This is a genomic window from Candidatus Zixiibacteriota bacterium, from assembly GCA_036480375.1.
Lineage (GTDB): Bacteria > Zixibacteria > MSB-5A5 > GN15 > JAAZOE01 > JAZGGI01.
This window is the reverse complement of record JAZGGI010000034.1, coordinates 59,412-85,104: the sequence shown is the minus strand read 5'-3', so window position 1 is coordinate 85,104 and position 25,693 is coordinate 59,412. Positions and strand designations below refer to the sequence as shown.

The window sequence follows — 25,693 nt, the reverse complement described above, 5'->3', positions numbered from 1 at the left end:
TTCATAAACCGATATAATAAACTTTTGGCTCAGTTCCCAAATCCTCCCGAAGTCTCTTGACTGTCCTGGTCGTAGTAATTCTGGAAATTTCGCTTCCGGGATCGTTTAAATCGCCGACGATAATGGCCCCCGCGCCTGTGTTAGCGCACGCCTCGACGCAGGCCGGCATTCTTCCGGTATCCAGCCGATGAGCGCACAAGGTGCACGCTTCGGCGACCCCGTGCGACCTTTTGGGATGTTCCTGATTGGGCCATTCCTCGCTATCCTTAAAATTGAAGAACCGGGCGTTATAGGGGCAGGCAATCATGCAATAACGGCACCCGATACAACGATGATGATCGACAATAACGATGCCGTCATCGCGTTTATACGTTGCCCGAACAGGGCAGACCTGGGCGCAGGGAGGTTTCTCGCAATGATTACAAAGAAGGACTACCGGTTTATCAATCGTTTTTGTTCCGATCTCAGTTTCGACATTTACTTTTCTAATCCAATGAATATCCCAGCGTTTATCGGCGTGAAACGAGACGTTATTTTCCTGTCGGCAGGCATTAACGCATGCGGTACAATCGGAACGACATTTATTAATATCAATGACCATGCCCCATTTTTTTACGGCCTGACCGGTTTCGACATCAGCGCCGGCAACAGAGGTCGCCAAAAACCGAAAGGCATAGGCGCATGACGTCCCGACCAAAAATGTCCCTCCGGTTATTTTCAAAAAATCTCTTCTATCCATTATCAACCCGCTTTCAAAGCATTACTTCAGTTTATGGATAATTATGACACCCGAAGCAATTGGGCGTTAGGCTAACGGCGTTATGACATTTATCGCAAAATCGCTCTCGACTGGTATGACATTCACGGCATCCGTTTAATCCGATTTCGCCCCTTTTCCCATATCGAACGACTTCCTCCCGGACGGCTCGCAAAAGTTCCCAGTGATGATAACGCATATAATCGGTGTCTTTGACGCATTTTTCGTATTGCGGATCGGGCCGCTCCAGTAATGGAGGAACCGGCTCGGTCGCTTTGGCCACGACAAACGAAACAAGACTGTATACAAAGGGGATAAGAATAATGATCAACGGGATAACGATTTTTATCAGGGTCGCCTTGTTGTCAAGAATATTATTTATGCTCATTGAGTATCACCATCCTTCTGAGACTCTGTTGCCATATCCTGATGCTCAGAATTTTGTTTTTCCGGAATTGACGATGCGGCCGCATTGCGGCCGGAATATTCAGAGTAAATCATCGCCGTTGTGCGATAGAAAATATGCGCCAGCTTCGAATACGGCAGATAGATTAATAATGCAAATACGAACATCAGGTGGATGAAATAGGCTAAATGACGATGCGGTTCCAGCCGAACATAATGCAGGACCTCAGTCATAAATCCGGTTAATACAACAATTAATAATGTTGTAATGAGAGCCCAGTCAAAATAACTTCCCGCGCCCGCCTTACCATTGTTTTTGGCCCGTTGCTGAATCATAAGGAGACATCCGGCGATTAACGCCAGACCGCCCAGGTTGGCCAGTATTTTCCAGGGACTCCAAAAGTTGAAAGGATAAACAAATTCTCCGTGAATCAGGGGATTGATCCCGGATGTGATTATCCAAAATGTTACGGCGCAGAGAGCGATAAATCCGAAAAAAATCAAAATATGCGACAGGTATCTTGATTTATTGTCCTGACAGGAAGTAAAATTGTCATGCGTGATGATATTTTTTAATACCGTAATAATGCTTGCAGACAATTTATTACCGGCGGAATTATGGATTGCCCATCGTGATGATTTTAGAGCCTGCCAGTATTTCGTGACACCCAGCGCTACAGCAAGTAACGCCAGAATACTGAAGAAAATAAAGAAGCTGTTTAAAAGCCAATGGGGAAAAACGCTTGAGTAGGAAAACACAATTGATTCATCTAATTTCGGCATCAGGCCGAGTTTATTTTCAATCGGGCTTTTTAAAAAGAGCGCCAGGGAAAGAAGCAAAGCCGGAATGCCGAGTAACAGGGGTATACAGCCAGGTTGGCTCATCCAGCGTGCAAGAAAGCGAGGAAAAGCAAATTGAGTAATCGTTTCCTGGCGAATCGCTCCCAGAACATCGCTGGGTCGCGCGTCGCGCGGGCAGCGAACCGAGCAATCATTACAGTTATAGCATAACCAGATATCAGGATCGCTCAATAACGCGTCTTTCATACCCCAATTGGCCCAGGCCATCTCTTTTCTGGGAAACGGTTCAGTATCCGGCGAATTTTTGCAAACGGCTGAACAGGTTCCGCATTGAAAGCACTTGACAAAAGTTTCACCGGCCCGCTTGCTTATTGAAATAATAAAATCCAGATCCGATTCAATCTCAACCGGCGATATCGCTTCGGGAATAGTACATGAGGTTTGAATATCATTCTTTCCCTGATTATCTCTTTGATCTTGCGTTGTATTTTCATCGAGCTTCATTCTAAGCACCTCCAACCTCAAGTAATCCTCGATTAATTCAAAACAAATTTATCTTTACATCTTACATGCCCTTGAATGGATTCATTCCGTATTTTTCAATTACTTCCGCGAAATCATTAAATATCTCGGCCAATTTATCATATTCGGAAATCTGTAATTGATGCAGCTCGACGCGTTCATTTTCCATAGCCATCTGTTCCAGTTTCTCTCTGATGTTTTCGCCGCGTGAAACGCATAATTCGCTTCCCGTACAAAAATGGCACTGATAATCATCGCCATATTTGCATCCGATTAAAAGCGTGCCATCAAATCCGGCTGAAATTGCCTCGGTAATCCAGACAGTATTTACCGATCCGAGACATCTGACAGGAATCACTCGAACATGAGGATTATACTGAATTCGATGTTGACCCATTAAATCCATCGCGGGGAAAGCATCATTCTCACAGAGCAATGCCAGGATGCGAGGCTTTTCCTCATCTTCATCAGGAACATTGACAGCTTTAATCATTGAGGCTATGATATTGACCGAATAGTCCTTGAAAGAGACAATTCTTTCAGGGCAGGCCCCGAGGCAAATTCCACATCTACGGCAGCGCGTGGCCCAGAGCAGTGGCGTTCCTTTTTCGTCTTCGTTGAGAACACCGAATGGACATTCTTCGGTACATCTTTTACACTGAGTGCACTTCTGCAGGAAGAAATCAGGATAGGATTTATCACCGGCTCGAGGATGCACCGCTTCGCCTCGTGAGATCATCTCAACGCATTGGATAGCTTTCAGGGCCGCGCCGGTGGCGTCGGCTCGGCTCCCAAGACCGTCCATCGGCGACCGGACGCATCCGGCCGGATAGATACCGGTACGCCTGCTTTCATAGGGGAAACATATAAAATGCGAATCCGGAAATCCGTATTGGAGGGTGGGCAAATCAGGACCCTGGCGATAGTTGAGATTGAGAATTTCCGTTCCCTCATGATGCTTGAGTTCTTCGACTGTTTCAGTTGCTTTTTGGCGTTGGCCTTCTGATTCACCTTCTACGACCGTAAGCTTTGCGCCCTCAAGAGCACGAATAGCTTCGCCGTCGGCGGAATTCGGTTTCATCCCCGCGGCCAGGACGACTAAATCAACCTCAACCTGCATTTGATTTTCCGGCATAGTATTTCTGGCCGTCAAAACTAATCGACCGTTTTCAGTGCGAGATATATCGGTAACCTCGCCCCGGGTAAAAAATATGCCAGGGTCTTCCTGAACTCGGCGATAAAAATCCTCATACTGGCCGGGAGTTCTGATAAATTCATAGAATATATATGCTTTAGTGTCCTCTCGTTCCCGAAGGTATAGGGCTTGCTTGAGCGAGGTGAGACAGCATATTGAAGAGCAATATGAATGTTGGTCCTTATCCCTGCCCGAACATTGAATAAAGGCGATAGTTTTGGCATCTTTTCCGTCCGACGGTCGGACAATCCTGCCGGAAGATTTGACCATTTCCTCCAAATCCACATTCAGGATGACATCGTCTAAATTCCCATAGGGTAAAGAGTCTCTATTATCTGCCGGAGACCATCCTGTCGCCTGTATAATGGCGCCGACTCGAAAAGTCGCTATTGAGTCCCCGTTTCCGTTATTAGATGATTTCAATTTAACATCGAATAAACCGGGCGCACCCGTTATTTCAGCGGTGATAGCCTGGGTATAAATTTGGATATTTTCGATTCTCTCAATTTCGTCAATCAGGAAATCAATATTTGTTTCTTCCAGATCGCGAAAAGGAGGTTTGGTTGGAATTGATTTATGTTGCCTGCCCAGCCAACCGCCCAGTTTATCGCCTTTTTCAACGAGATGAACCGCATAATCGGCCTTTGACATTTCAAGGGCGGCCGTCATTCCGGTAATACCTCCGCCGATAACGAGAATGCTCTTATCAATAGTTTCTTCAGGCTGAAACGGTTCGAGTATTTCCATTTTTTGCAATTTGGTGATATACATGCGCAATAAATCTTCAGCGAGCATCTGGGTATCTTCCTCATTCGCGGGTTGACACCAGACGACATGCTCGCGAAGAGCCACTTTTTCGACGATCACGTTTTCGGGAAACATTTCGTGCGTATAAAGGCGGGGAGATATGCCTGCGATTAGTATCTTATCCAGATTTTCAGTTTTAATAACTTCATTGACCTCATCCAATCCCGCTTTTTCGCATGAATCTATCGCACGGCAAATCGAAACCTTATACTCTTCCTCGGCTACTTTGCATAATGCTTCGATATCGAGAGCTTCGGCGATTCCATAGCCGGTGCAAATAAACACCCCAATTTTATTTTCCATGAGAGCTTATCCTTTTTTGAGGCATTGAATTGCTTTCAATGCGGCCGCGGTTGAATCTTTTGTTGCCCGGGAAACGTCGCACGGTTGTTTAACGCAACCGGCCGCGTAAATAGCGTTACCATTGGAGGATTCATCGACGAAACCGTATTCATCCGTTTTCAAGACTGAATTAATCTTAATATTTTCCGTATTGGGAACGATACCGGTTGAGAGGACGACCATATCAAATGAAGGGTGCATATTTTCTCGAGCTATCGTATCCTCGACATCAAGAATCATGTTCTTAGTTCCGGGTTCTTCCTCGATATTAGCGACTTTACCCTTGATAAATGAAATCCCTTTATCTTCGAGAGTTTCCTGATAGAATATTTCGTGCCGCCCAATTGCCCTGATATCAATATAAAAAATCGTGACTTTAGCCTTATCGTTTTTCTCCCGGATATAACGGGCCTGTTTCATGGCCGCCATACAGCAGACCGCCGAGCAGTAGGGGAGATGATTGACATCTCTGGAACCGGCGCATTGGACGAAGGCGACATTCTCAACCTTTTTACCGTCTGACGGCCGGACAATTTTCCCTCGCGTAGGACCACTCTGAGATGCCAGTCGCTCCATCATGATATTGGTTATTACGTTTTCATATTTACCAAATCCCAGATTATCCAGTCGCGACGCGTCATAGGGTTTCCATCCGGTGGCGATTATGATTGCCGCCACTTCAATCTTTATATCCTCATGAGTCATATTCATATCAATAGCGCCAGGGGGACTGATTTCACTCAGCTTACGGGCATCTTCATTCGATAATGCCGCCCAATCTATGACATATTCTTTAGGATAGGCCATTTCATGAGGAATGTAGAGAGCTTTTGTTTTATCCATGCCATAATTGAAATCATTGTTCCGTTCGGAAGATATTTGATTTGTAATTGAATCATCGATGAGAGAACTCGCCACGACATAGCTTGGTTTTTTCCTGAGAAGGATTTTATATTTACCGGGGGAGCCTGATATTTCTTCGACGGTGGTGAGTGTATGGACGGAGATTCTGGGGTTTTGTTTTATCCTGCGGGTATTGATTTCGAAACCGCAGGTGGGAGGGCACATTTTGGGGAAATAGCGGTGCATACGCATTACCCGGCCGCCGAGATAAGATTCCTTCTCAACGAGGATAACGCGATACCCGACTTCGGCAGCTTCCACTGCCGCCGTCATTCCCGAAATGCCGCCTCCAATTACAAGAATTGGCTTCGTGTCTTTGTTCATCCTTCCCTCTTGCTTTTATATAGTGTGTCGCCTTTGATGCATGCCCGTTGTAATCAGAGTCGGTCATTTTGGAAATCTGATAATTGGGTCATACCTGTTGGCGGATTATTACATTCGATATGATTGTCTCCCACATTTTGATATTTGGAGCCCTGGCTACTATGCCATGCAATTCTCAGACATAGGAGCTTCCAACGATCCGGCTTTAGAAGCAATATCCGACTATTGGGGTCGTATAGAGGCCCATGAGTAATACAAACCTGACTAATTTCACCGAGATGTATTATAACCGCCAGATCATTCGTTAATATTAAGATGTGCCCACGATGAATGAGATGTAACACGCAAAGATGAAAATCTTCCTCCCGAACCCACTATAAATTTGGCAATATTGTCCTTATTGTCAAGTAAAATATATTCATTAATCCACTATTTGTTTCTACTCGCATCGAAATATATGATTTATAATTCCAAATAATCACTCATATGAATCAGTTATGAATTGAATGAGTGACTATGAAGGTTTTCTTCATCCTAAAATTTTAATTGCAGATCAACCTGCAGTTTTTTGAAATCTTTGGTTTTAGTTTCCTCAAGGCCGATTTCGTTGATAAAATAAGTGATATTGAAAGCGGTGTTTGTGGCTAACTGGCAGGTTCCTCCGATTTCATGACCATTGGCATCCGTGCCGCCGTCTCGAAAATCGGAATCGGTAAATATCCCCAGGACGGCGTCTTTCTTCACCTCGCGGTAGATATATCGAAACGCCCAGGAGCCGGCCTTTTTGGCCTTGCCAATGCGTAATCCAACTAACCATCCGGTGTCAAGGCTGTCAGCGGCTGTGTTTGTAACGTAGTCGCTCATGATAGTGACGCGGGTTGATTCAAAATTATGCGTTGCTTCTACGGATAACTCAAGCAGCTCATAATCGTTGGCATAAACGTTGATAGTCTCACCGCCATCGTCTTTGTCAACATGCGAGTTACCTTTGGAATCTTTTGGGTCAAAAAACAATTCAAATCCCCGGGTGCTGGCATAGTTAAAAAAGCCAACCCCAAAAGCGACACTCGATTTCTTTTCATTGAAGTTAAATTTGGCCATGCCCTGACCGGCTGCCAGATAAGAATCATCTGAAGATGACCGCTCCTCAATCCACAGCCCAGCGCCTATCAAATTTATTTCGTACATTTCGGCGGTCTTATGTATCTTAACCACGCCACCTTCAGGATTCCAGTCCGAGTCCCAGATGAGCTCAGAGCTCCCCGGTTTATAAAATGGATTTTTAAATTTACCGGCTGTTATTTTCAAGGCCGGGGCTTTTTCATGATGAAAATCAAAATAAGCCAAATCGAGCCGCATATCTTTTGTTGAAAATGCTCCGTCCAAACTCTGATTAGTCGAAACCGGATCTGAGGAACCGGTCGCCAATTGAATACCAATATCAAACATTTCATTAGCCTTGGCATTAATACCAACCCTGGCTCGAATGCGATGTCTGTTGCGAGCGTTGCTGTCTTCTTCTTTTATCATTTCGTGGCGGTAACGCAAATCACCTTTAATCTTAACATTGTCATACCAGTTTCCCGCCTGAGTCGGCGCGGAAAAACAAGCCAGATATAATGCAGCCGCCATGAGAACCGCAGACCTACCCGAATTAATCATTCTTTTATATCCTTCCTATTCGTTTTCCTCTAAGCAATATAATGTGTAATAGTTTGAACGACGAAGTAACACGAATGTCGAGAAAATGTCAAGAACAAATCAATATTCGGTGAACTTTATAAGTTGTTGCGGTGTAGTCTGTTGTGGATCGAGCCTTGTTGTGCTTCGAGACGTGCGGAATACGAATTCGAAACGCTTGTTATTGCTCGCATTGAAAAAATATCACGGATTATTTCTTAATTCACTTATCTGAAGATTACTCTTGTGTTTTTTAAAATTAACCTATATTATTGCGCCAATTCAAACCTTTTAATGGCTATTGAGATAGCAGATTGTTAACTTTACATAGCAATTTGAATTACAGGGCTAAGAAATTAACCTCAAAAGCATAGAATTATGGGCATAGAATTTTTCCTTGGAATAGTTATCCTGCTGGGATGCTTTACCGTTTTTAACCTGGTCGTCGGCGTAAGCAACGACGCCGCCAATTTCCTGAATTCATCTATCGGTTCCCGCGTTGCCCCCCGTCATATTATTATGATTATCGCCAGCCTCGGTATCCTTGCGGGAGTAACTTTTTCGGGCGGCATGATGGAAGTGGCTCGTAAGGGTATTTTCCATCCTCATTTATTTACCATGCCGGAATTGACATTCATATTTTTGGCGGTAATATTAACCAATATTCTCCTGCTTGATCTATTCAATACCTATGGCCTTCCGACGTCAACCACTGTTTCTATCGTATTCGAACTTTTGGGCGCGGCTGTTGCCGCATCGGTCATCAAGATTTTAAATGCCGGAAACGATATTTCAACAGTTATTGATTACATTAATACGAGTAAAGCCGCTGCCATAATCTTTGGAATTTTATTTTCGGTCGCGGTTGCCTTTATCTGTGGTACGATTGCTCAGTTTTTGAGTCGTTTACTTTTCACTTTTGATTATATGAAGAGAATTAGGCGATACGGGGCCATTTGGGGCAGTATTGCTCTGTCGATGATTACTTATTTTATATTAGTAAAAGGCGCCAAAGGCTCGTCAATAATTTCGCCGGAAAATGCCCAATGGATTATTTCACATACGTTTCAAATCTTTATAATAATCATTCCGATTCTGGCTTTGATATTACAAGTATTGCTCATGATGAAGATAAATATTTTTAAACCAATTGTTTTGATGGGCACTTTTGCTTTGGCTATGGCATTCGCGGCTAACGATCTTGTTAACTTTATTGGCGTTCCCATGGCCGGTTTTCACGCCTATCAGGCCGCGACATCATCCGATGCGCCTCTTACCGTGACAATGGATGCGTTGGGCAAGAAAGTTCCGACTGAAACGTATTTGCTTCTTGTCGCAGGTTTCGTAATGGTTGTCACGTTATGGATTTCAAGGAAGGCAAGAACGGTAACTGAAACTGAGATTAGCCTGGGCCAGCAAGACGAAGGAGAAGAAAGATTTGATTCCTCATTTATGTCTCGGTTTATTGTAACTTCTATAAGAAGCTTCTTTGATGTGATAGAAAAATACACTCCCGGTCGAATTCAATCATGGTTTACAAATCGATTTTCTCCCCAAAATTACGATACAGAAACCGATCAGGAAAATCGACCCAAATTTGACCTTTTGCGGGCATCTGTCAACCTGATGGTCGCCAGCGCTGTTATATCATACGCCACTTCTCAAAAGCTTCCGCTCTCGACTACTTATGTTACGTTTATGGTTGCGATGGGAGCTTCTTTTGCCGACAGGGCCTGGGGCAGAGAAAGTGCCGTTTATCGCGTAACCGGCATGCTTACTGTTATCGGCGGTTGGTTTACTACGGCCCTTTTGGCCTTTACGATATCGGCATGCTTTACGGTGATTATTTTCTATGGGGAAGCAATAGGCATATTTGCTTTGCTGATTATTGGTGCCCTGATTATCCGGAAAAATCGTAAAGTCCATATCAAACGAAGAGAATCGCTGGCGGGGGATGATATCTTTAATCTGAAAAAAGTAACCGATCTCTCAGATACGATTTACACGACTTTCGAACATATGAGTCATCTCATCCGAATTCTTCGTGATTCACTCGATAAAGCGCTGGAAGGACTCTTTTTGCAGAATAAACATATTCTGGGTGAGGAAAAAAATAAATCAAACAAACTTCAGCGATGGTCGAAAATCATTACCGCCAATATTTTTAAAGCGATGCGATTGATGCAAAAAGAAGATATGCAGGTTTCATATAAATATGGGCAGACCATCCGCAGACTGCAGAAACTGGTTGACGGGCATCGAGATATTGTCATGCGCTCGCATGACCATATTAATAATCACCATAAGGGTTTGCTCGATGTCCAGGTTGAGGAGCTCCGACAGGTAAAAGCAATTCTAATTGATATCCTGTCGGAAGTTGAGCTGATTATAAGCCGCCGGCAGCTGGAAAAAACAGATAAGATTGAGGCAAAGGCCAAAGAATTAAGACAGCTTGCTCAACGCTTCCATGAAGTTCAACTGGAACGTATCCGCAACGGTGAATCTAAAACCCGATTGAATATATTGTATTATTCCATAATCGGTAACGCGATGATGCTGACCAAGCAAAACCTGAAACTTCTTGAAATATACAACGAATCTTTCGGCCAGGTTGATCAATTAACCGAATTTGATCTGGATTAGTATTGGTTTTATAAATCTCCCTGACAGAATACTATTGACGATCATGCTGCCTCTGTGCGAGCTAATTACTTAACAATCGTCAGACCCAGACCGGTTTCGCCTACTCCCGGCTTCGAGCTTTGTCAAATCTGAAAGGATTTTTCAAATAAATGGGGATATGTTCAATCTCGATTTGCTCAGAATTTGAACATTTTTCCACGCCCCTAAATTACACCCTTGTGTATTGCAACAGGTTAAAGCGTAATTAGTGGATATTTATGTCCAAAACTGTTGACAAAAATCAGAATTTAGGTATCTTGAAAATGACTATAAATATTCTGGGCGAAGTAATAGCAATCGTGGGATGATACCTGCTCAGGATTTTGGGCATCGGTGGAAATTTTATCTTTTTACTACTCGCCAAATATGGTGGGGGCTGTTAATCAATTGGATGACATACTGAATTTCCCCTCAGCCTTACCGGAAATTACAACGCTGTAGCAGCTTCGGGAAATGTGGCAAACTGATTGAATTGGTAACATGAAAATAATAAATACAAACACAAGGCAGGCTTCTATGACTCCATATGCTAATATTCTGCGATATGGACTTATTGCCATTATCTTTATCTTTTTGGGGACAAGTCCCTCGGTAGGTAAAGTAATCAAATGGCATGATCAGTCCCAGGGGAAGCAGGATTTGCTATTGCTTGGTTTTGGTGAAATAACCTTGCACGGCCTCAGTATCAGCGGAAACAAATCCGCTTTTGAGGGCGCAAATCTAACTTTAAAAGAAGATTTTTCTTCAAATTACCGATTGTCGCTTTTTGCCAACGGCAATACAACCAAAAATTTCCTTGTAAATGGCGTGGCAATCGTTGATTCCAGAATAGGTGATGAATATTACACTTATGATCCCAGCATATTTCGCTTAAGGATGTCGGTTAAATCCACCGAACCTATCTGGGACGGTTGGCGATTCACGGGACAGGGATTATATGACCCTCATCGTCAATGGGAGCTGGAAAATCTCGATACCCGACTATTGACCCAACCCCAGGAGCCGGCTCGCCTCGAGCTCTTGATGCGTCTGGAATCGGAGAAATACGGAGTTGTTGAGGGCGGCTCGCTTCGGCCCAGTTTCAAAGGCACAAAATTTAGCCTGCATCAAAGGTCTCTTTTTGGCGCTTATGCCGATTTGCATACGGATCGCTTCGGAGTCGAGGCTGTGGGCGGAAAACTGGAAGGTAAGGCGTTCCGAGAGGGAACTTCGGTTGGTATCCGGGCCAACGGGACGACCGGGCCATTTGACTTATCGAACGCGCCGATTACGCGAGGGAGCGAAGAAGTCAAAATTCAGGTCAGGGACCGATTTGACGAAACAACCGTGCTTTCTACCCAAATTCTCAGGCGCGACATTGACTACACTGCTGATTATCTCCGCGGCCGAATTTTACTCCATCAGCCGGTCGCCAGCGAAACGCCATCATCCGACCCGGTTTATATCGTGATTACTTACGATTATCAGCGGGAAAACAACGATGAGCTGGGCGGAGGTCGAGCTCGAGTCATGCCGACCGATGACATCCAAATCAGCGGGTCATATCTGCATCGTTTCATAGACGACCTGGCTTCCGGGATGGGCGAGGATGAACCGGAGAATTTGCTTTCTGCCGACGGTACTTTTAAGGTTAAGGATCATTCAACCGGTTATTTCGAAATCGCCAGCAGTGAAAACCCCAATATTGATGACAAATATACAGCAGTAAGGGCAGGCGCCCAATCGGAAGCTATTAGTAACCTGAAACTGAATTTTGATTATATGGAAATTGATGATAAATTCAGGTCATTTACAAACTCAGACCTCAATCCCAACAAAAATCAGCGACGAATAAACGCTGGCGGCAAAATGAAAATAACCGAAAAACAATCTGCCGCGGCCTCTTTCGTGAATTTACGGGGATTGGAACGAAATGGCTTGAATAATCCTTATCCCGGAATTTTGAATCAGGATATCTATAAGCTCGGATACAAGAATGACTGGATTGACGCATTCAGGTTTGCGATTAAAGCAGAGCGTCGGGAAAAGGAAGACCGACTCAATTCCGGTCATGAAGACACTTATCAAAACCGGGCTATAATAGATCTGGCCGGTACTTTTGAAGAAGTTGGCTTTCTGGGTAAGCTGGACTATGCGGCCAATTATGAAATGATATTGTTCCGCAATAATATCCAGCTCGGCGTTCATGACGCTAACACCAACCAACTGGCATTGACTCTAAAGAGTCAGCCGAGTGAACGAGCGATTATCAAACTCACTCAGCGGGTTTCTATCAAAAATGACCGCGAACTTGATTTATATGACGATCGGCAGGACGCTCTGTTCGCTAATATTCAATTCATGCCGGGCGATAATTTCAAAACACTGACAACAGCCGAATACAAAAGATATACTATTCCGGGCAACAGCGTCAGTTTCTGGCAGGACGATGCGAATCGCATCGACAAGGCCGGGACCTTCGCCGCCGAATATATTCCGCTGGACAAGATTAAGGCGATAGGTAAAATCGGGCGCCATGATTCGGAACGATGGTATGCCGATTCGACGACTCGGGTGACTAATGACTTTATCCAGGGACAGTTGACTTATTTCCATACTCATCATCTGTCGTTCAACATCGAAAATGAATATCGCCGCATGGCCAAATATTACAGCAAGGATAGTTTCAGCAAAATCTGGGATTTGGGACTGCGCGTCAACTGGAATAGAGATCGGTTGAATGAACTGACCGCCGGATTAATCAGGCGATGGCAGTCGAATGAATTTCAGCCTCTCAATGAAATTGTTTCAACTTCCTACATCCTGCTTTTCAGCGGTTCGGTTTCTTTCATGGAAAACTTCTTCGCGCGGGGATCGGTCAAGGAGATTCTGCTCAAAGATATTCCTGACGCCAATCCTTTAAGCGATGGATTTGATGATAAAAAGACAATTACGAGACTGGAGGCCGGCTATGACAGCCATAGCTGGTTCCGGGTCTCTTTGGGATATGAACGAATCGAGAGCGACGTAGACCTAGACCTCCGGACGGATCGGAATTACACCGCCCAGGGCGTCTTTGTTCGTTTCACGGGTAAAATGTAGGAGCGTGCCGTTATGATTATCAAAGATTATATGAGCAGTGGCAGGCACGTAGCGTTAGCGTTCCTGCTGACAATGATTTTACTGAGTTTTGGGACTCTGCCGGCAACGGCGGGCAATGATTGCGAATTGATTTGTGGTGGTCCCGCAATAAACGAAATACATACCAAGCCGGCTGATTTGCATGATAGTTTGTGTCCTCCTCCGCAGGCACATTTTTGCGCCTGTCCTCGGAGTGGTTGTGATACATTAACTGTAAATTTCGTTGATTATTCATATGGGTATATCGATACATGGGAGTGGGATTTCGGTGACGGTAATACTTCCGATGAGGAATATCCGACTCACTTTTATGATTCACCCGGATTTTATACCGTATCTTTAACGGTTACCGGATGCGGTGGTAAATCGACTAACACATATACTAATTATGTCATAATCAGAACAATGCCGACGGCTGATTTTGATTTTAGTATTCGGCCGGGTTGCCTTCCCGCTACGGTGGATTTTACCGACAAATCATCCTACTCAATATATTGGCGTTGGGATTTTGGCGATGGTACCGAATCTAATGACCAGAATCCGACCCATACCTATGCGGCGGCAGGAACCTATATCGTAACACTGAAAGTCATGAATTCATGCGGTATAGATTATAAGATTCGCGAAGTTATCATTACTGCCGATACCGAACCGATAGCGGATTTTACATCGGACATTACTGAAGGATGCGAGGGTGCGACGATTTCGTTTACCGACCAATCTATGTACGCCGATACATGGGAATGGGATTTTGGTGATGGCGCGACGTCAACCGATCAAAATCCGACACATACTTATACGATTGCCGGAACATATGCAGTTTCCCTTACAGTGACTAACCTATGCGGCCGGGATACCGAGACGAAACTCGAATATATCACTATACATCCCGGACCGATTGCTGATTTTATCTATGATGTATCCGAAGGATGTTCCGACGGCACGGTTATATTTACAGATAGATCAATCAACGCTTCAAGCTGGTTCTGGGATTTCGGAGACGGTAATACGTCAATCGAACAACACCCGACTTATGTCTATTCCGCATCAGGAACTTATATGGTTTCATTGACCGTAACAAATGAATGCGGCGAAGATACTGAACAGCGTGAAGTCGATATTTTGATTGGGAAAGCTCCGATCGCTGATTTCTCGGCAGATAATGTCGAAGGTTGTATCGGGTATCCAATTTCGTTTATCGATCTTTCAACCGACGCAAATTCCTGGTACTGGGAGTTTGGAGATGGCCATACTTCAACCGATCAACACCCGATGCATTCTTATGGCGCAACCGGAACCTATACAGTAACTCTGACGGTAGCCAACGAGTGCGGTGAAGATACAGAAATAAAAGAAGCGTATATCATAATTTATGCTCTCCCGACACCTGATTTTACAGCCGACGAAACTGACATATGCGCCGGGGAAACGGTTAATTTTACCGATTTATCGTCCAACGCCGATTCATGGTACTGGGATTTCGGTGATGGCACTACCTCCACTGACCAAAATCCGAGTCATACCTATACCTCTGTAGGAGATTTTGATGTATCTCTCAGAGTGGAAAATGATTGCGGATCCGATAGTGAATACCGCGACAATTATATTACGGTTGGCCAGGCCCCAGTGGCCAATTTCCGGGCAAGCGATACTGAAATTTGTGCACACGAAGATGTTCACTTTACAGATATGTCTACTGATGCAACATCGTGGGAATGGGATTTTGGAGACGGTGGAACATCAAACGAGCAAAATCCAATACATCGCTATGATCATTTTGGATATTTCGATGTCCGGTTGACCGTTAGAAACGCCTGCGGTGAGGATACCGATTACAGGCAAGAGTATGTCATCGTCCACGATATTCCAGTAGCCGGTTTCACTATTGAAGCCAGTGGCAATTGCGCTCCGATGACTGTAAATTTCTACGATCAGTCAGCCAGCGCCACATCCTGGCTCTGGGATTTCGGCGACGGCAATACCTCAACCGAGCAAAACCCGGTTCATACTTATACACAAGAGGGTGACTTCTCGGTAAGATTGACAGCAACAAATGACTGCGGCAGCGATGACGAATATCTTGAAAATATTATTCATGTCATATGGAGACCATGGGCATTATTCACCGCCGACAAAGAGCAGGCATGTGCTAATACGGACATTAAATTTAACAATAATTCTCAGTATTCTAATAGCTATTTGTGGGATTTCGGCGACGGAACGACTTCAACCGAATACAGCCCGACTCACAGATATACCACTGAGGGTTATTATACCGTATCGTTGACAGCCTCTAATGAATGCGGTGATTCTAAGGAAACCAAAGTAGATTATATCTATATTGCGCATCTGCCGGTTGCGGAATTTTCATACGATCCCGGCGAAGGCTGTGAACCCCTGACGGTTGAGTTCACCAACCTATCGACACATATTGACGGACAACATTGGGATTTTGGAGATGGAAATTCTGACAATACATATGACGCGACTCATACTTATGATAAACCGGGAACTTACACGGTCACTCTCAACGTCGGTAATATGTGCGGTGATGATCACGAAACCAAAATTGATATAATAACCGTTCATCCAAAGCCCATACCTGATTTTACATCCGATAAGAATTATATCTGTGAAGGTGAAACAGTATCTTTCACAGATTTGTCTCAATATGCTACATCCTGGGAATGGGATTTTGGAGATGGAACTACTTCACCCCTGCAGAATCCAACGCATACTTATCATCATCAAGGGGAATATGATGTAACATTGGTTGTAACCAACGATTGTGGTACGAATTACGAAAATAAAATGTATTACATCGATGTCGATCCTCTCCCGGAAGCCGAATTCGAAGCCGATTATAGTGAAGGTTGCGTTGGTTTAATCGTTCATTTCTCAAATCTCTCGTCATATGCCACGGACTATCACTGGGATTTCGGTGATGGATCGACTTCATCCGATGAATCGCCAGATCATTATTATAATACTGCCGGGGTATATACGGTTACTCTAACCGCATCAAATCCTTGCGCTGATGATACTGAAACAAAAGTTGAATATATTCGTGTGCATCCGATGCCTCACGCAGACTTTACTGCAGATATTACGACTGTGTGTGTGAATGAACCAGTCTCGTTTATCGATCAGTCAACTAATGCTGACGACTGGTACTGGGATTTCGGTGATGGGAATTATTCAAATGTTCAGAATCCGGTTCATACTTACGCGACTCCGGGCAAATACGATGTCGGATTGACGGTATCCAATTATTGTGGCGATGATAGTGAATATAAAACTGAGTTCATCACTGTCACAGCCCCGCCATATGCCGATTTCAGTACTTCAACGATTGAATATTGCGTTGGTGAAACAATTGATTTCACAAACGTATCACAAAATGCCAAGTCAGTAACCTGGGATTTTGGTGACGGTACACAGTCAAACCAATATGACGCTCAACACACTTATACGGTAGCTGGAACTTATACTGTCAAATTGACAGTTTCCAATGAATGCGGTACAGATTTCATGGAAAAAGTTGAATACATCACTATTTATCCAATACCGATAGCTGACTTCACATCTGATAAGAATCAGGTTTGTACCGGTGCCACAGTAACCTTTACAGATATGTCAACCGATGCCGATTCCTGGAGTTGGAATTTTGGTGATGGGACAACTTCCAACGATCAAAACCCGACTCATTCCTATTCTATAGCCGGAACTTACAACGTCTCATTATTGGTCACCAATGAATGCGGCGATGATACTGAAATCAAAGAAGAATTCATAACCGTATCTCCCGCTCCGGTGGCCGATTTTACTGTTGAAGTCAATAACGTATGCACTCTTGATGATGTTTACTTCATGGACCGCTCGACCAACGCCGACACCTGGTACTGGGATTTCGGCGACGGTGGAACATCATCCGGCCAGAATCCAAATCCACAGCATACTTATACCAGTCCGGGAGTTTATACCGTGTCCCTGACGGTTACCAATGCCTGTGGAGAAGATACGGAAACGAAAATAGCATATATTACCGTTGGCGAAGGACCATTGGCTGAATTCACATCAGATAAGACCGAAACCTGTGTCAATACATCGATTTCATTTACAGATTTATCGACCAGGGCTGATACATGGTCGTGGAATTTTGGCGACGGTGGGACTTCAATCGCTCAAAACCCGACTCATACCTATACGACACCGGGCACATATACTGTGGCTTTGACGGTTTCCAATGATTGCGGTTCGAGAACTGAAACTAAAATCGAATACATAACTATATGGTCCGACCCTGTGGCCGATTTCGATACTGAAATCCGAGATGTTTGTACTGGCGCGGAAGTTTACTTTATCGATATGTCTCAGTACGCGACGATCTGGTCCTGGAACTTCGGTGATGGCGCCACTTCAACCGATCAATATCCCTCGCATTCTTATACGGCCGGAGGAGTATATACGGTTACTCTGACAGTGACCAATGCCTGCGGTGATGATATTGAAACTAAAGAAGAATTTATTACCGTCACGCCTGGACCTATTGCAGATTTCAATACTGAAGTGACCGAAGGATGCCTCGGCGAGACTGTATATTTCTACAATGCATCCCAGAATGCCGATTCATATTTATGGAATTTCGGAGACGGTACGACCTCGCAGGATCTGAATCCAATGCATACTTATTCCGCGGCCGGTGTTTATACAATCAGCCTGACGGCTTACAACTCCTGTGGTGATGATACCGAGACCAAAGTGAATTATGTCACGGTCATTGCCGGACCAACGGCCGATTTCAGCGCCACGCCGATTTCGGGCAACTCACCCATGACGGTCGATTTCACTGATCTTTCAACCAGTGATTTGGTTATTAATTCCTGGGACTGGAATTTCGGTGATGGCGGTACGTCAGGCGATCAAACCCCGACGCATATATATACCGCTCCGGGAACCTATACCGTATCCCTGACTGTAACCGATGATTGCGGTGATGATAATGAAACGAAGATAGAATACATCAATGTGATCGATACCTGCGCCGTTGATTTCTTCGCCGAGCCGACTGAAGGATGCGTCGAAACGACTGTCTATTTCAATGGCGACGCAACCGGCGATTGTAATATTGTCGCTTGGTTGTGGAATTTCGGCGATCCGGCCAGCGGCGGCCAGAATACCGCATCGGGGCGGATTGTTCAGCATAGATACCGGTTGGACGGAACTTATACCGTTACCATGACGGCTGTCAATGATGAAGATTCGATTATTGTCGCAAAAACTAATTTCATCACGATTCACGGCGGTCCCAACGCCGCTTTTGATGCCACACCAACTCAAGGGACGGCGCCATTACTGGTCAATTTTACCGATAAGTCCACAAGTGGTCTGGCTATTTATTCCTGGGAATGGAACTTTGGCGATCCGACCAGCGGCGACAACGTATCGATACTCCAAAATCCGAGCCATATATATACCGCCGATGGTACTTATAATGTATCGCTTATCGTGAATAACGAATGCGGTGCCGATACGACCCACGGCGAAATAATCGTGACTCCTTCAATTTCTGTCACTAAGTCTGTTGATAAAGGCTTTGCCCGTATGGGTGATGATCTCCTCTATACGGTGACGATTCGCAACAACTCTCAGGAACCTGCCAGTAATGTCTTGGTGACTGATACTATTCCGGATTCAACCGGATGTCTTATAAACAGTATTTCCGGAAATGGTATCTATGATCCAAATCTGGACATGGTCTCCTGGTATATACCGGTCGTAAGCCCCGGCGCCGAAGAGACAGTATCGTTTATGGTTAATCTTGATGGACCGTTTACGACTTTCCCAACCATGGTTTATAACCAGGCGATAGCTTATATCGGAACCGAATCCAAGAGCGCCAGCGCTCAGGTTTATTACAGTAATATTGTCGAAACCGAAGTTGACCAACCTACCGGCGGTGAACTGGGTATCTTCAAAGCTGTCAGCGCGACGTTAGCATCACGGGGAGATGTTCTGACTTATACCATTACAGTCGCCAATGACCGCGATGCCGCTAATAATGTCACTATCTTTGACGCCATTCCGGATTCGACGACTTACGTTAACGGCTCAATCAGCAGCGGCGGTGTCTACACTTCTGCTACCGATAGCCTCGAATGGCAACTGGGTACATTAAATCCATTCGAATCGAGAATGGTATCGTTCCAGGTGACTGTTAACTCGGGTATCACTGAAAATATAAAAATCCCGAATACGGCTCTCGTTCAGAGTTCGCTGGGCAGCGATCAGAGTAACGAAGTCATTACCGCTGTCAGTACGGTTCCGATTGTCATCACCAAAACTACAAGTACTCCAAGCGGCATGATCGGCGATCTGATGCGTTTCACGATTCAAGTCCAGAATTTCACTGATCAGCTATTTACCGATGTTCAACTGACCGATACCATGCCTAATGGAATCTTCTATATCGGTGGAACATCTCTACTTAATGGTTCCGGTTCAGGTGATCCTACCGGCGACAATCCTTATATCTGGGCTCTGGGAGATTTGCAGGCCAGCGAAACCATAACACTTGAATATACAAGTTTGGTAAGCGCCTCAGCACAACCGGGTATGCATGAAAACGTCGCTCGAGCTCAGGCAATGCAAGCCGGTGTTCCAACCGCTTCCAATCGTGCCGTTGCCAGGGTTTATATCCTCAGCCATAGCCTCTCCGGATCAATTCGCGGTCGAGTTATTGTCGATTGCGATGGAGACGGCGTAGCCGATATGGATTCGATCCCATCCCCGATTGATATTTATCTGGATGACGGCTCTCAATCGCAGGCTAACGAAAAAGGAATGTTCTATTTCAGTACCGTTCGACCGGGCGAGAGAGTTGTCATGCTCGATGAGCGAGATTTGGATGGTTACTATATACCGGACGACGCTCAGGCTTCGGTCTTCGCTCATGTGCATGAAACCGGTGAATCATATATACTATTCAGAATCTGTCCGGAATACGCGCGTCTCAATATCGAGAAGAAGGCTTCGATTGTTCCTACGATTAAGTTAACCAAAAAGGCAAGTTTGAATCCGGAGCAAATTGTCGATAACCTTGGCGTTCTGATAGATTATGAAATCGATATAAAATCGAACGGTCTGGCTGATCCTACCAGGGTCCGCGTCGTCGATTCATTCCCCGAGAGTATGAATTTGATACTGAATGAATCGCAGGAGCTGATACCTCAGGAAGACGGCAACCAGTTGATCTATGAAGTGACCGCGGCTCAGGAACGGATGCAAAAATCGATCCTCTATTCTCTTAGAGATTTAGAGCCCGGTATGCGCCAGTTCTTGACGAACAAGGTCTTCCTTGAAGGCGATATTGAAAAAACCGGACAAGCTGTAGAAACCGTAACATCCGAACCGGTCGAAGTTGCCGTCGGACCATTCCTGTTGGCTCCGCCTCAGGATGTCCAGATTACTTTGACCCCGGCGCTGTTTATCACCAGTAAAGCGGATTTACTGGAACCGGCTATTCCTCAGCTCGAAGCTGCAGCCGACTCGATAATGAAATACGCTGATGCCGATATCAAAGTCGAGGGTCACTGCGATTACCGCAAGATCAACACGCCCGAATTCCCGTCCAACTGGGAATTGGGTGAGGCCCGCGCTAAAGCGGTAGTGGATTGGCTGGCGGTAAATCGTAATGTTGATCGCGACCGACTTTCTTTCGAGAGCTTCGCGGCCACTCGTCCAATTATCGAAAACGTGCATACTTCCGAATTGCTGCAGCCCAACCGGCGCACGGAAGTAATTATCAAAACCAGAATTGGAGGCTTCATGGCTCCGAGCGCTATCCCCGCCGGCGGCTGGGAAAAGACGACTTCCATGACCTTAAATCCGATTACATTTGATACCGTTTTTGAAGCATCTCAAGCGGTGTTAGAAACCGGTCTCGATGATACCTGGGAAGTCATTTTAACAATTGAGAACACCGGCGCGATTGCGGCCGAAAATACGATCCTAACCGATATCATTCCCGACGGCGCGGAGTATTTAGACAACAGCGCAACTCTGAACGGAAACAATGTTTCGGTTACAGTCGAAGGTCAGAAGCTGCTAATTTCAATAGACCGAATTGATCCGTCACAGAAGTTGGAATTCCGTTATCGGATTCGCGCGATAGAAGGCGCTACCCCATCCGGCGGCGGCGCGGCTTCTATTGAAATGAAAACTTCGAATAATCAACCAGTTATTCAGACTTCCAACGAAGTCCGCTTCAAATAGATAATTAGATATACTATCTTTACTCCCCTCATGGATTGCCATGAGGGGAGTTTTTTTTATACACGCCACGCCAAAAATATATTGATTTATTTCACCAATCTCTCTTTCTTATTTTTCAGTTATCCTTATTTTCTCAAAAGGGGTATTTATGAAATATCTTAAAAATTCTATGGTTTGCGTGGCTGTGATTTGCGCGTTTTTAGCGTCAGGATGTAGTCAGAATAATTATCATGAGGTTAAGAAATATACGATTGAGCAATTTCTCAATACTACTTCACTATTTGGCGCATCATTGTCGCATGATGAAACAAAAATACTCTTTACCAGTAATATATCCGGAGTCTATAATGCTTATACTGTCCCCATGACAGGAGGCGATGCTCAAGCCCTCACACATTCGGATTCAAACTCGATATACGCGGTTTCATTTTTTCCCTTTGATAATCGTATAATCTTTGACAGCGATCAGGGTGGAAATGAAGTTTACCATCTATACGTACGAAACGAAGATGGCAGCGTCATTGATTTGATTGATGAGCCGGAAGCGCGGGCTACTTTTGCGGGTTGGAGCCATGATTTGAAATCATTCTTTTATGAATGCAATCGGCGCGACCCCCGGTTTATGGATATCTATGAGATGGAACTGGGAACAATGACGAGTCAAATGATTTATCAGAATGACCGGGGTTATACATTTGGCGATATTTCCAATGATAAGCGATATATTGTATTTTCCAAATCCAGGACGATGCATGATGCGGATATATATCTTTATGATAATATAGCCGGTGAGATGAAACATATTACTCCGCATGAGGGTGAAATAGATTTTGCTCCGAGAGGATTTAGCGTCGATTCGAAATATCTCTATTATCTAACAGACGAAAATAGCGAATTTAAGTATTTGGCGAGATATGATATTTCAAGCGGGATTTCCGATGCTGTAAAAACTGCGGATTGGGATATTATGTATTCCTATTTTTCTTATAAAGGCAAATACAGAGTTATCGGAGTTAACAATGATGCCAAAACAGAAATAGAAATACTCAATACAGAAACAGGGGAACTTATTAATCCGCCGGATTTACCGGATGCCGATATAACATCCGTGGGATTTTCGAGAAGCGAGAAGTACATGACTTTTTATATGAGTGGTTCCCGGTCCCCGAGTGATCTTTATATATATAATCTTGAAACAGGAGAGTATAATCGCCTGACAAATTCTATGAATCCTGAAATTGACCCCCAGGACCTCGTCGATGCGGAGGTGGTCAGGTTTAAATCATTTGATGGTTTGGAAATACCGGGAATATTATATAAGCCCCATCTCAAACCTGGCGAAATGGCCCCGGCGTTGGTTTGGGTCCACGGTGGTCCGGGCGGACAATCCCGGGTCGGATATAATTCGACAACGCAATATTTGGTAAATCATGGTTATGTCGTTTTGGCCATAAATAATCGCGGAAGCAGAGGATATGGCAAAACATTTTATAAGCTCGACGATTTGAATCATGGCAAAGGAGATTTAGATGATTGTGTCATGGCCAAAGAATATTTTGCCTCAACCGGATTCGTCGATACCAGCCGGGTTGGAATTCTCGGCGGCAGTTATGGCGGGTATATGGTCCTGGCCGCCATGGCGTTCAGGCCAGATGAATTTGATGTCGGGGTGGATATCTTTGGCGTCTCCAATTGGGTAAGGACTCTTAAAAGTATTCCCGCATGGTGGGAAGATTTTAAGGAGGCATTATATAAAGAACTTGGAAATCCGGAAACCCAAGAAGATTATCTCCGCAGTATATCGCCGCTCTTTCATGCCGAAAAAATAAAGAAACCACTCATTATTTTACAGGGCGCCAATGACCCGCGAGTTCTTCAGGTTGAATCTGACGAAATTGTTGAAGCAGTAAAGAAAAATGGAGTTTTGGTGGAATACATAGTATTTGAAGATGAGGGGCACGGCTTTTCCAAAAGAGCCAATAATATAGAAGGCTGGGAAGCGATCTTAGGTTTTCTTGATAAGAATTTGAAGAATTTACAATAATTATGAGAGCCCGGATTGATAGGCTGAACCTAAATTAATATTTTTGTGCATGACGGATGTCCAGAGGCAGTGCCAAAAGGTTTTAGTGGATGGAAATTACTCATCGAATTATTATCAATAATAAGTATGTACCATTGACATTGAAGGATTTTAAATGATCAAAACACCTGATCACCCCAACCAGGTATTTTTCACATCCCGCACAGAAATGGTTGCCAGTGAGGAATTGGTAAAAATCTATTTTCCCGTAGCGCTCGTCGCGATGTACGGTACCATGACATGTGTTACACATTGTATCATGACATCCTTTACAGGTGTGTCATTTTAGACACAGGTGTAACCAATGGTTTAGTTGTCTTTGTGTCAAGGTTAATTTCCCTGATATACATATGGCGGTAGCTTATAAGGAGCCGACCGGGCAGAGTTTCTTACGCACCCACTCACATTTCAAAGCCTCACAGACAAAGTAATAGCGTCCGCCATAAGGCAGGCAACCATGTGAACTCAATTTTTTCAAGTTCGCTCCCTCGGGGTAATGCCACTCGGGAGGGCGTGGTTGATAACGACGAGAACTAGCCATATATCGATCAGCCGGCACGGCCATATCCAGACTCTCATGCGGTCGGATATGATTATACCGGTTACGGAATCGATCAAAAGCAGATTGCCAGCCGGTAAGTGTCTCGGGACGTCCATGGTGCAAAACATCATCCTTGAGCGTCCGGTGAAAGCGCTCAACCTTGCCCTGCGTCTGGGGATGCCGAAGACCGCTCATCAGAAGGCGAATCCCATGTTTAATCAGCCAAACCGACAAAGTCGTCAATCCGTAGGCATTAGTCGTACTCCACCAAGGAGAACCGTGGTCCATAAGTATCGCCTCTGGGAGACCATAGGAGCCAAATGAACGCTGCAACGAGCGTTGCACACCCGTCGCCATGAATGCTGGGCAGAGCAAAGACCCCAAGAGCAAAACGACTATGATCGTCAACCAGCGTTAAGGGAAAACATTTACCCTGAGACATCGTGAATTCACCCTTGAAATCCATCTGCCATAACTCGTTCGGATTGGATCGCTCAAATCGACCGGTGGCCGAATAACAGCGCTTCTTCTGCTCAATTAAACCGTTACGTTTCAATATCCGGTTGATGGTGGAAACCTTAACTTCGATTCCCTCACGCAATAACAACTCCCGCAACTTCCTCGCACCCCAACCATACCACCGACGCAATACCAAAACGTGGCCCTCAATCTTCTGACTGGTACGAGTCGGACTATGATGAGGACGACGGGAACGATCAAACAAAGATAAAACGCTACCGAATTCTCGATATCGAGACAACCAACGATAACCAGTCGGACGGCTGATTCCAAAATCACGGCACAATTGGCTCATCGTAGATTCATCTTTAGATGCTTCAATCACGAATTTGATCCGCTCATCCATAACACTTGTCGTTCTCCAAGGCATCTTCTCTCCTCCTTATAGAAAAGAGAATAACCAAATCTGTAACGCATGTCATGATACAAACTGTTAAACATCTCCTGATACTTTACAGTTTCCACGCCCGCAAAAAAATATAGTTAATATATCCGCGCGGGCGCGGAAATCGCGCTGCTACCCGGCAATTGTTACTTTTATAGAAATCTTTCATGTCACTAAAGGCAGACGATATCAGAAATAGCGGGGAATTTGTTGGGAATTTGCGTCTGCTCCATGTGGAAACTAATCAACCGGCTGACGCCGTAAGACGGGTCACCGGTTGGATAAATAATGCTTGAAAATGGAGAGATTATTCTCTATATTATAAAAGATTAGAAAAATATAAATTGGGGATT

Annotated in this window: 13 protein-coding genes; 6 read left to right on the top strand and 7 right to left on the bottom strand. The window is 44.7% G+C overall.

What is annotated here, in order from left to right:
* Position 1 precedes the first annotated feature (1 nt).
* From V3V99_11090 to V3V99_11065, 6 genes are all read right to left on the bottom strand, one after another.
* Positions 2–739, bottom strand: coding sequence for a 4Fe-4S dicluster domain-containing protein (locus V3V99_11090; protein ID MEE9443196.1), 738 nt, complete (start codon positions 737–739; stop codon positions 2–4).
* A 31-nt stretch (positions 740–770) separates the two neighbouring features.
* Entirely contained in the window at positions 771–1,145 is a 375-nt protein-coding gene (locus V3V99_11085; GenBank protein MEE9443195.1) for a hypothetical protein, read from the bottom strand.
* Positions 1,142–2,467 (bottom strand): quinone-interacting membrane-bound oxidoreductase complex subunit QmoC, encoded by a 1,326-nt coding sequence (qmoC, locus tag V3V99_11080; GenBank protein MEE9443194.1) that lies wholly within the window; start codon positions 2,465–2,467, stop codon positions 1,142–1,144. Before qmoC ends, V3V99_11085 begins: the two co-directional genes overlap by 4 nt.
* Positions 2,468–2,528: 61 nt before the next feature.
* Positions 2,529–4,790, bottom strand: coding sequence for an FAD-dependent oxidoreductase (locus V3V99_11075; protein MEE9443193.1), 2,262 nt, complete (start codon positions 4,788–4,790; stop codon positions 2,529–2,531).
* Positions 4,791–4,796: 6 nt separating this feature from the next.
* A complete protein-coding gene (locus tag V3V99_11070; protein ID MEE9443192.1) occupies positions 4,797–6,056 on the bottom strand; it encodes an FAD-dependent oxidoreductase in 1,260 nt (419 codons plus the stop codon).
* A 534-nt stretch (positions 6,057–6,590) separates the two neighbouring features.
* Positions 6,591–7,718 carry a putative porin gene (locus V3V99_11065; protein MEE9443191.1) on the bottom strand — a complete coding sequence of 376 codons (1,128 nt, stop codon included), beginning with the start codon at positions 7,716–7,718 and terminating at the stop codon, positions 6,591–6,593.
* A 396-nt stretch (positions 7,719–8,114) separates the two neighbouring features.
* On the opposite strand from V3V99_11065, the gene V3V99_11060 reads away from it, so the two are divergent.
* From V3V99_11060 to V3V99_11040, 5 genes are all read left to right on the top strand, one after another.
* A complete protein-coding gene (locus V3V99_11060; GenBank protein MEE9443190.1) occupies positions 8,115–10,379 on the top strand; it encodes an inorganic phosphate transporter in 2,265 nt (754 codons plus the stop codon).
* 555 nt (positions 10,380–10,934) lie between these two features.
* Positions 10,935–13,499, top strand: coding sequence for a hypothetical protein (locus V3V99_11055; GenBank protein MEE9443189.1), 2,565 nt, complete (start codon positions 10,935–10,937; stop codon positions 13,497–13,499).
* A gap of 12 nt (positions 13,500–13,511) precedes the next feature.
* Positions 13,512–21,812, top strand: coding sequence for a PKD domain-containing protein (locus tag V3V99_11050; GenBank protein ID MEE9443188.1), 8,301 nt, complete (start codon positions 13,512–13,514; stop codon positions 21,810–21,812).
* A gap of 148 nt (positions 21,813–21,960) precedes the next feature.
* The gene (locus tag V3V99_11045; GenBank protein ID MEE9443187.1) at positions 21,961–23,856 is read left to right on the top strand and encodes a S9 family peptidase; all 1,896 of its coding nucleotides are present in this window, start codon (positions 21,961–21,963) and stop codon (positions 23,854–23,856) included.
* Positions 23,857–24,010: 154 nt separating this feature from the next.
* A complete protein-coding gene (locus tag V3V99_11040) occupies positions 24,011–24,184 on the top strand; it encodes a hypothetical protein (GenBank protein ID MEE9443186.1) in 174 nt (57 codons plus the stop codon).
* 505 nt (positions 24,185–24,689) lie between these two features.
* Here the strand turns inward: V3V99_11040 and V3V99_11035 are convergent.
* Positions 24,690–25,325 (bottom strand): leucine zipper domain-containing protein, encoded by a 636-nt coding sequence (locus V3V99_11035; GenBank protein ID MEE9443185.1) that lies wholly within the window; start codon positions 25,323–25,325, stop codon positions 24,690–24,692.
* A gap of 182 nt (positions 25,326–25,507) precedes the next feature.
* Between V3V99_11035 and V3V99_11030 the strand changes: the two genes are divergently transcribed.
* The gene (locus V3V99_11030) at positions 25,508–25,636 is read left to right on the top strand and encodes a hypothetical protein (GenBank protein ID MEE9443184.1); all 129 of its coding nucleotides are present in this window, start codon (positions 25,508–25,510) and stop codon (positions 25,634–25,636) included.
* The last annotated feature ends 57 nt before the right edge of the window (positions 25,637–25,693 follow it).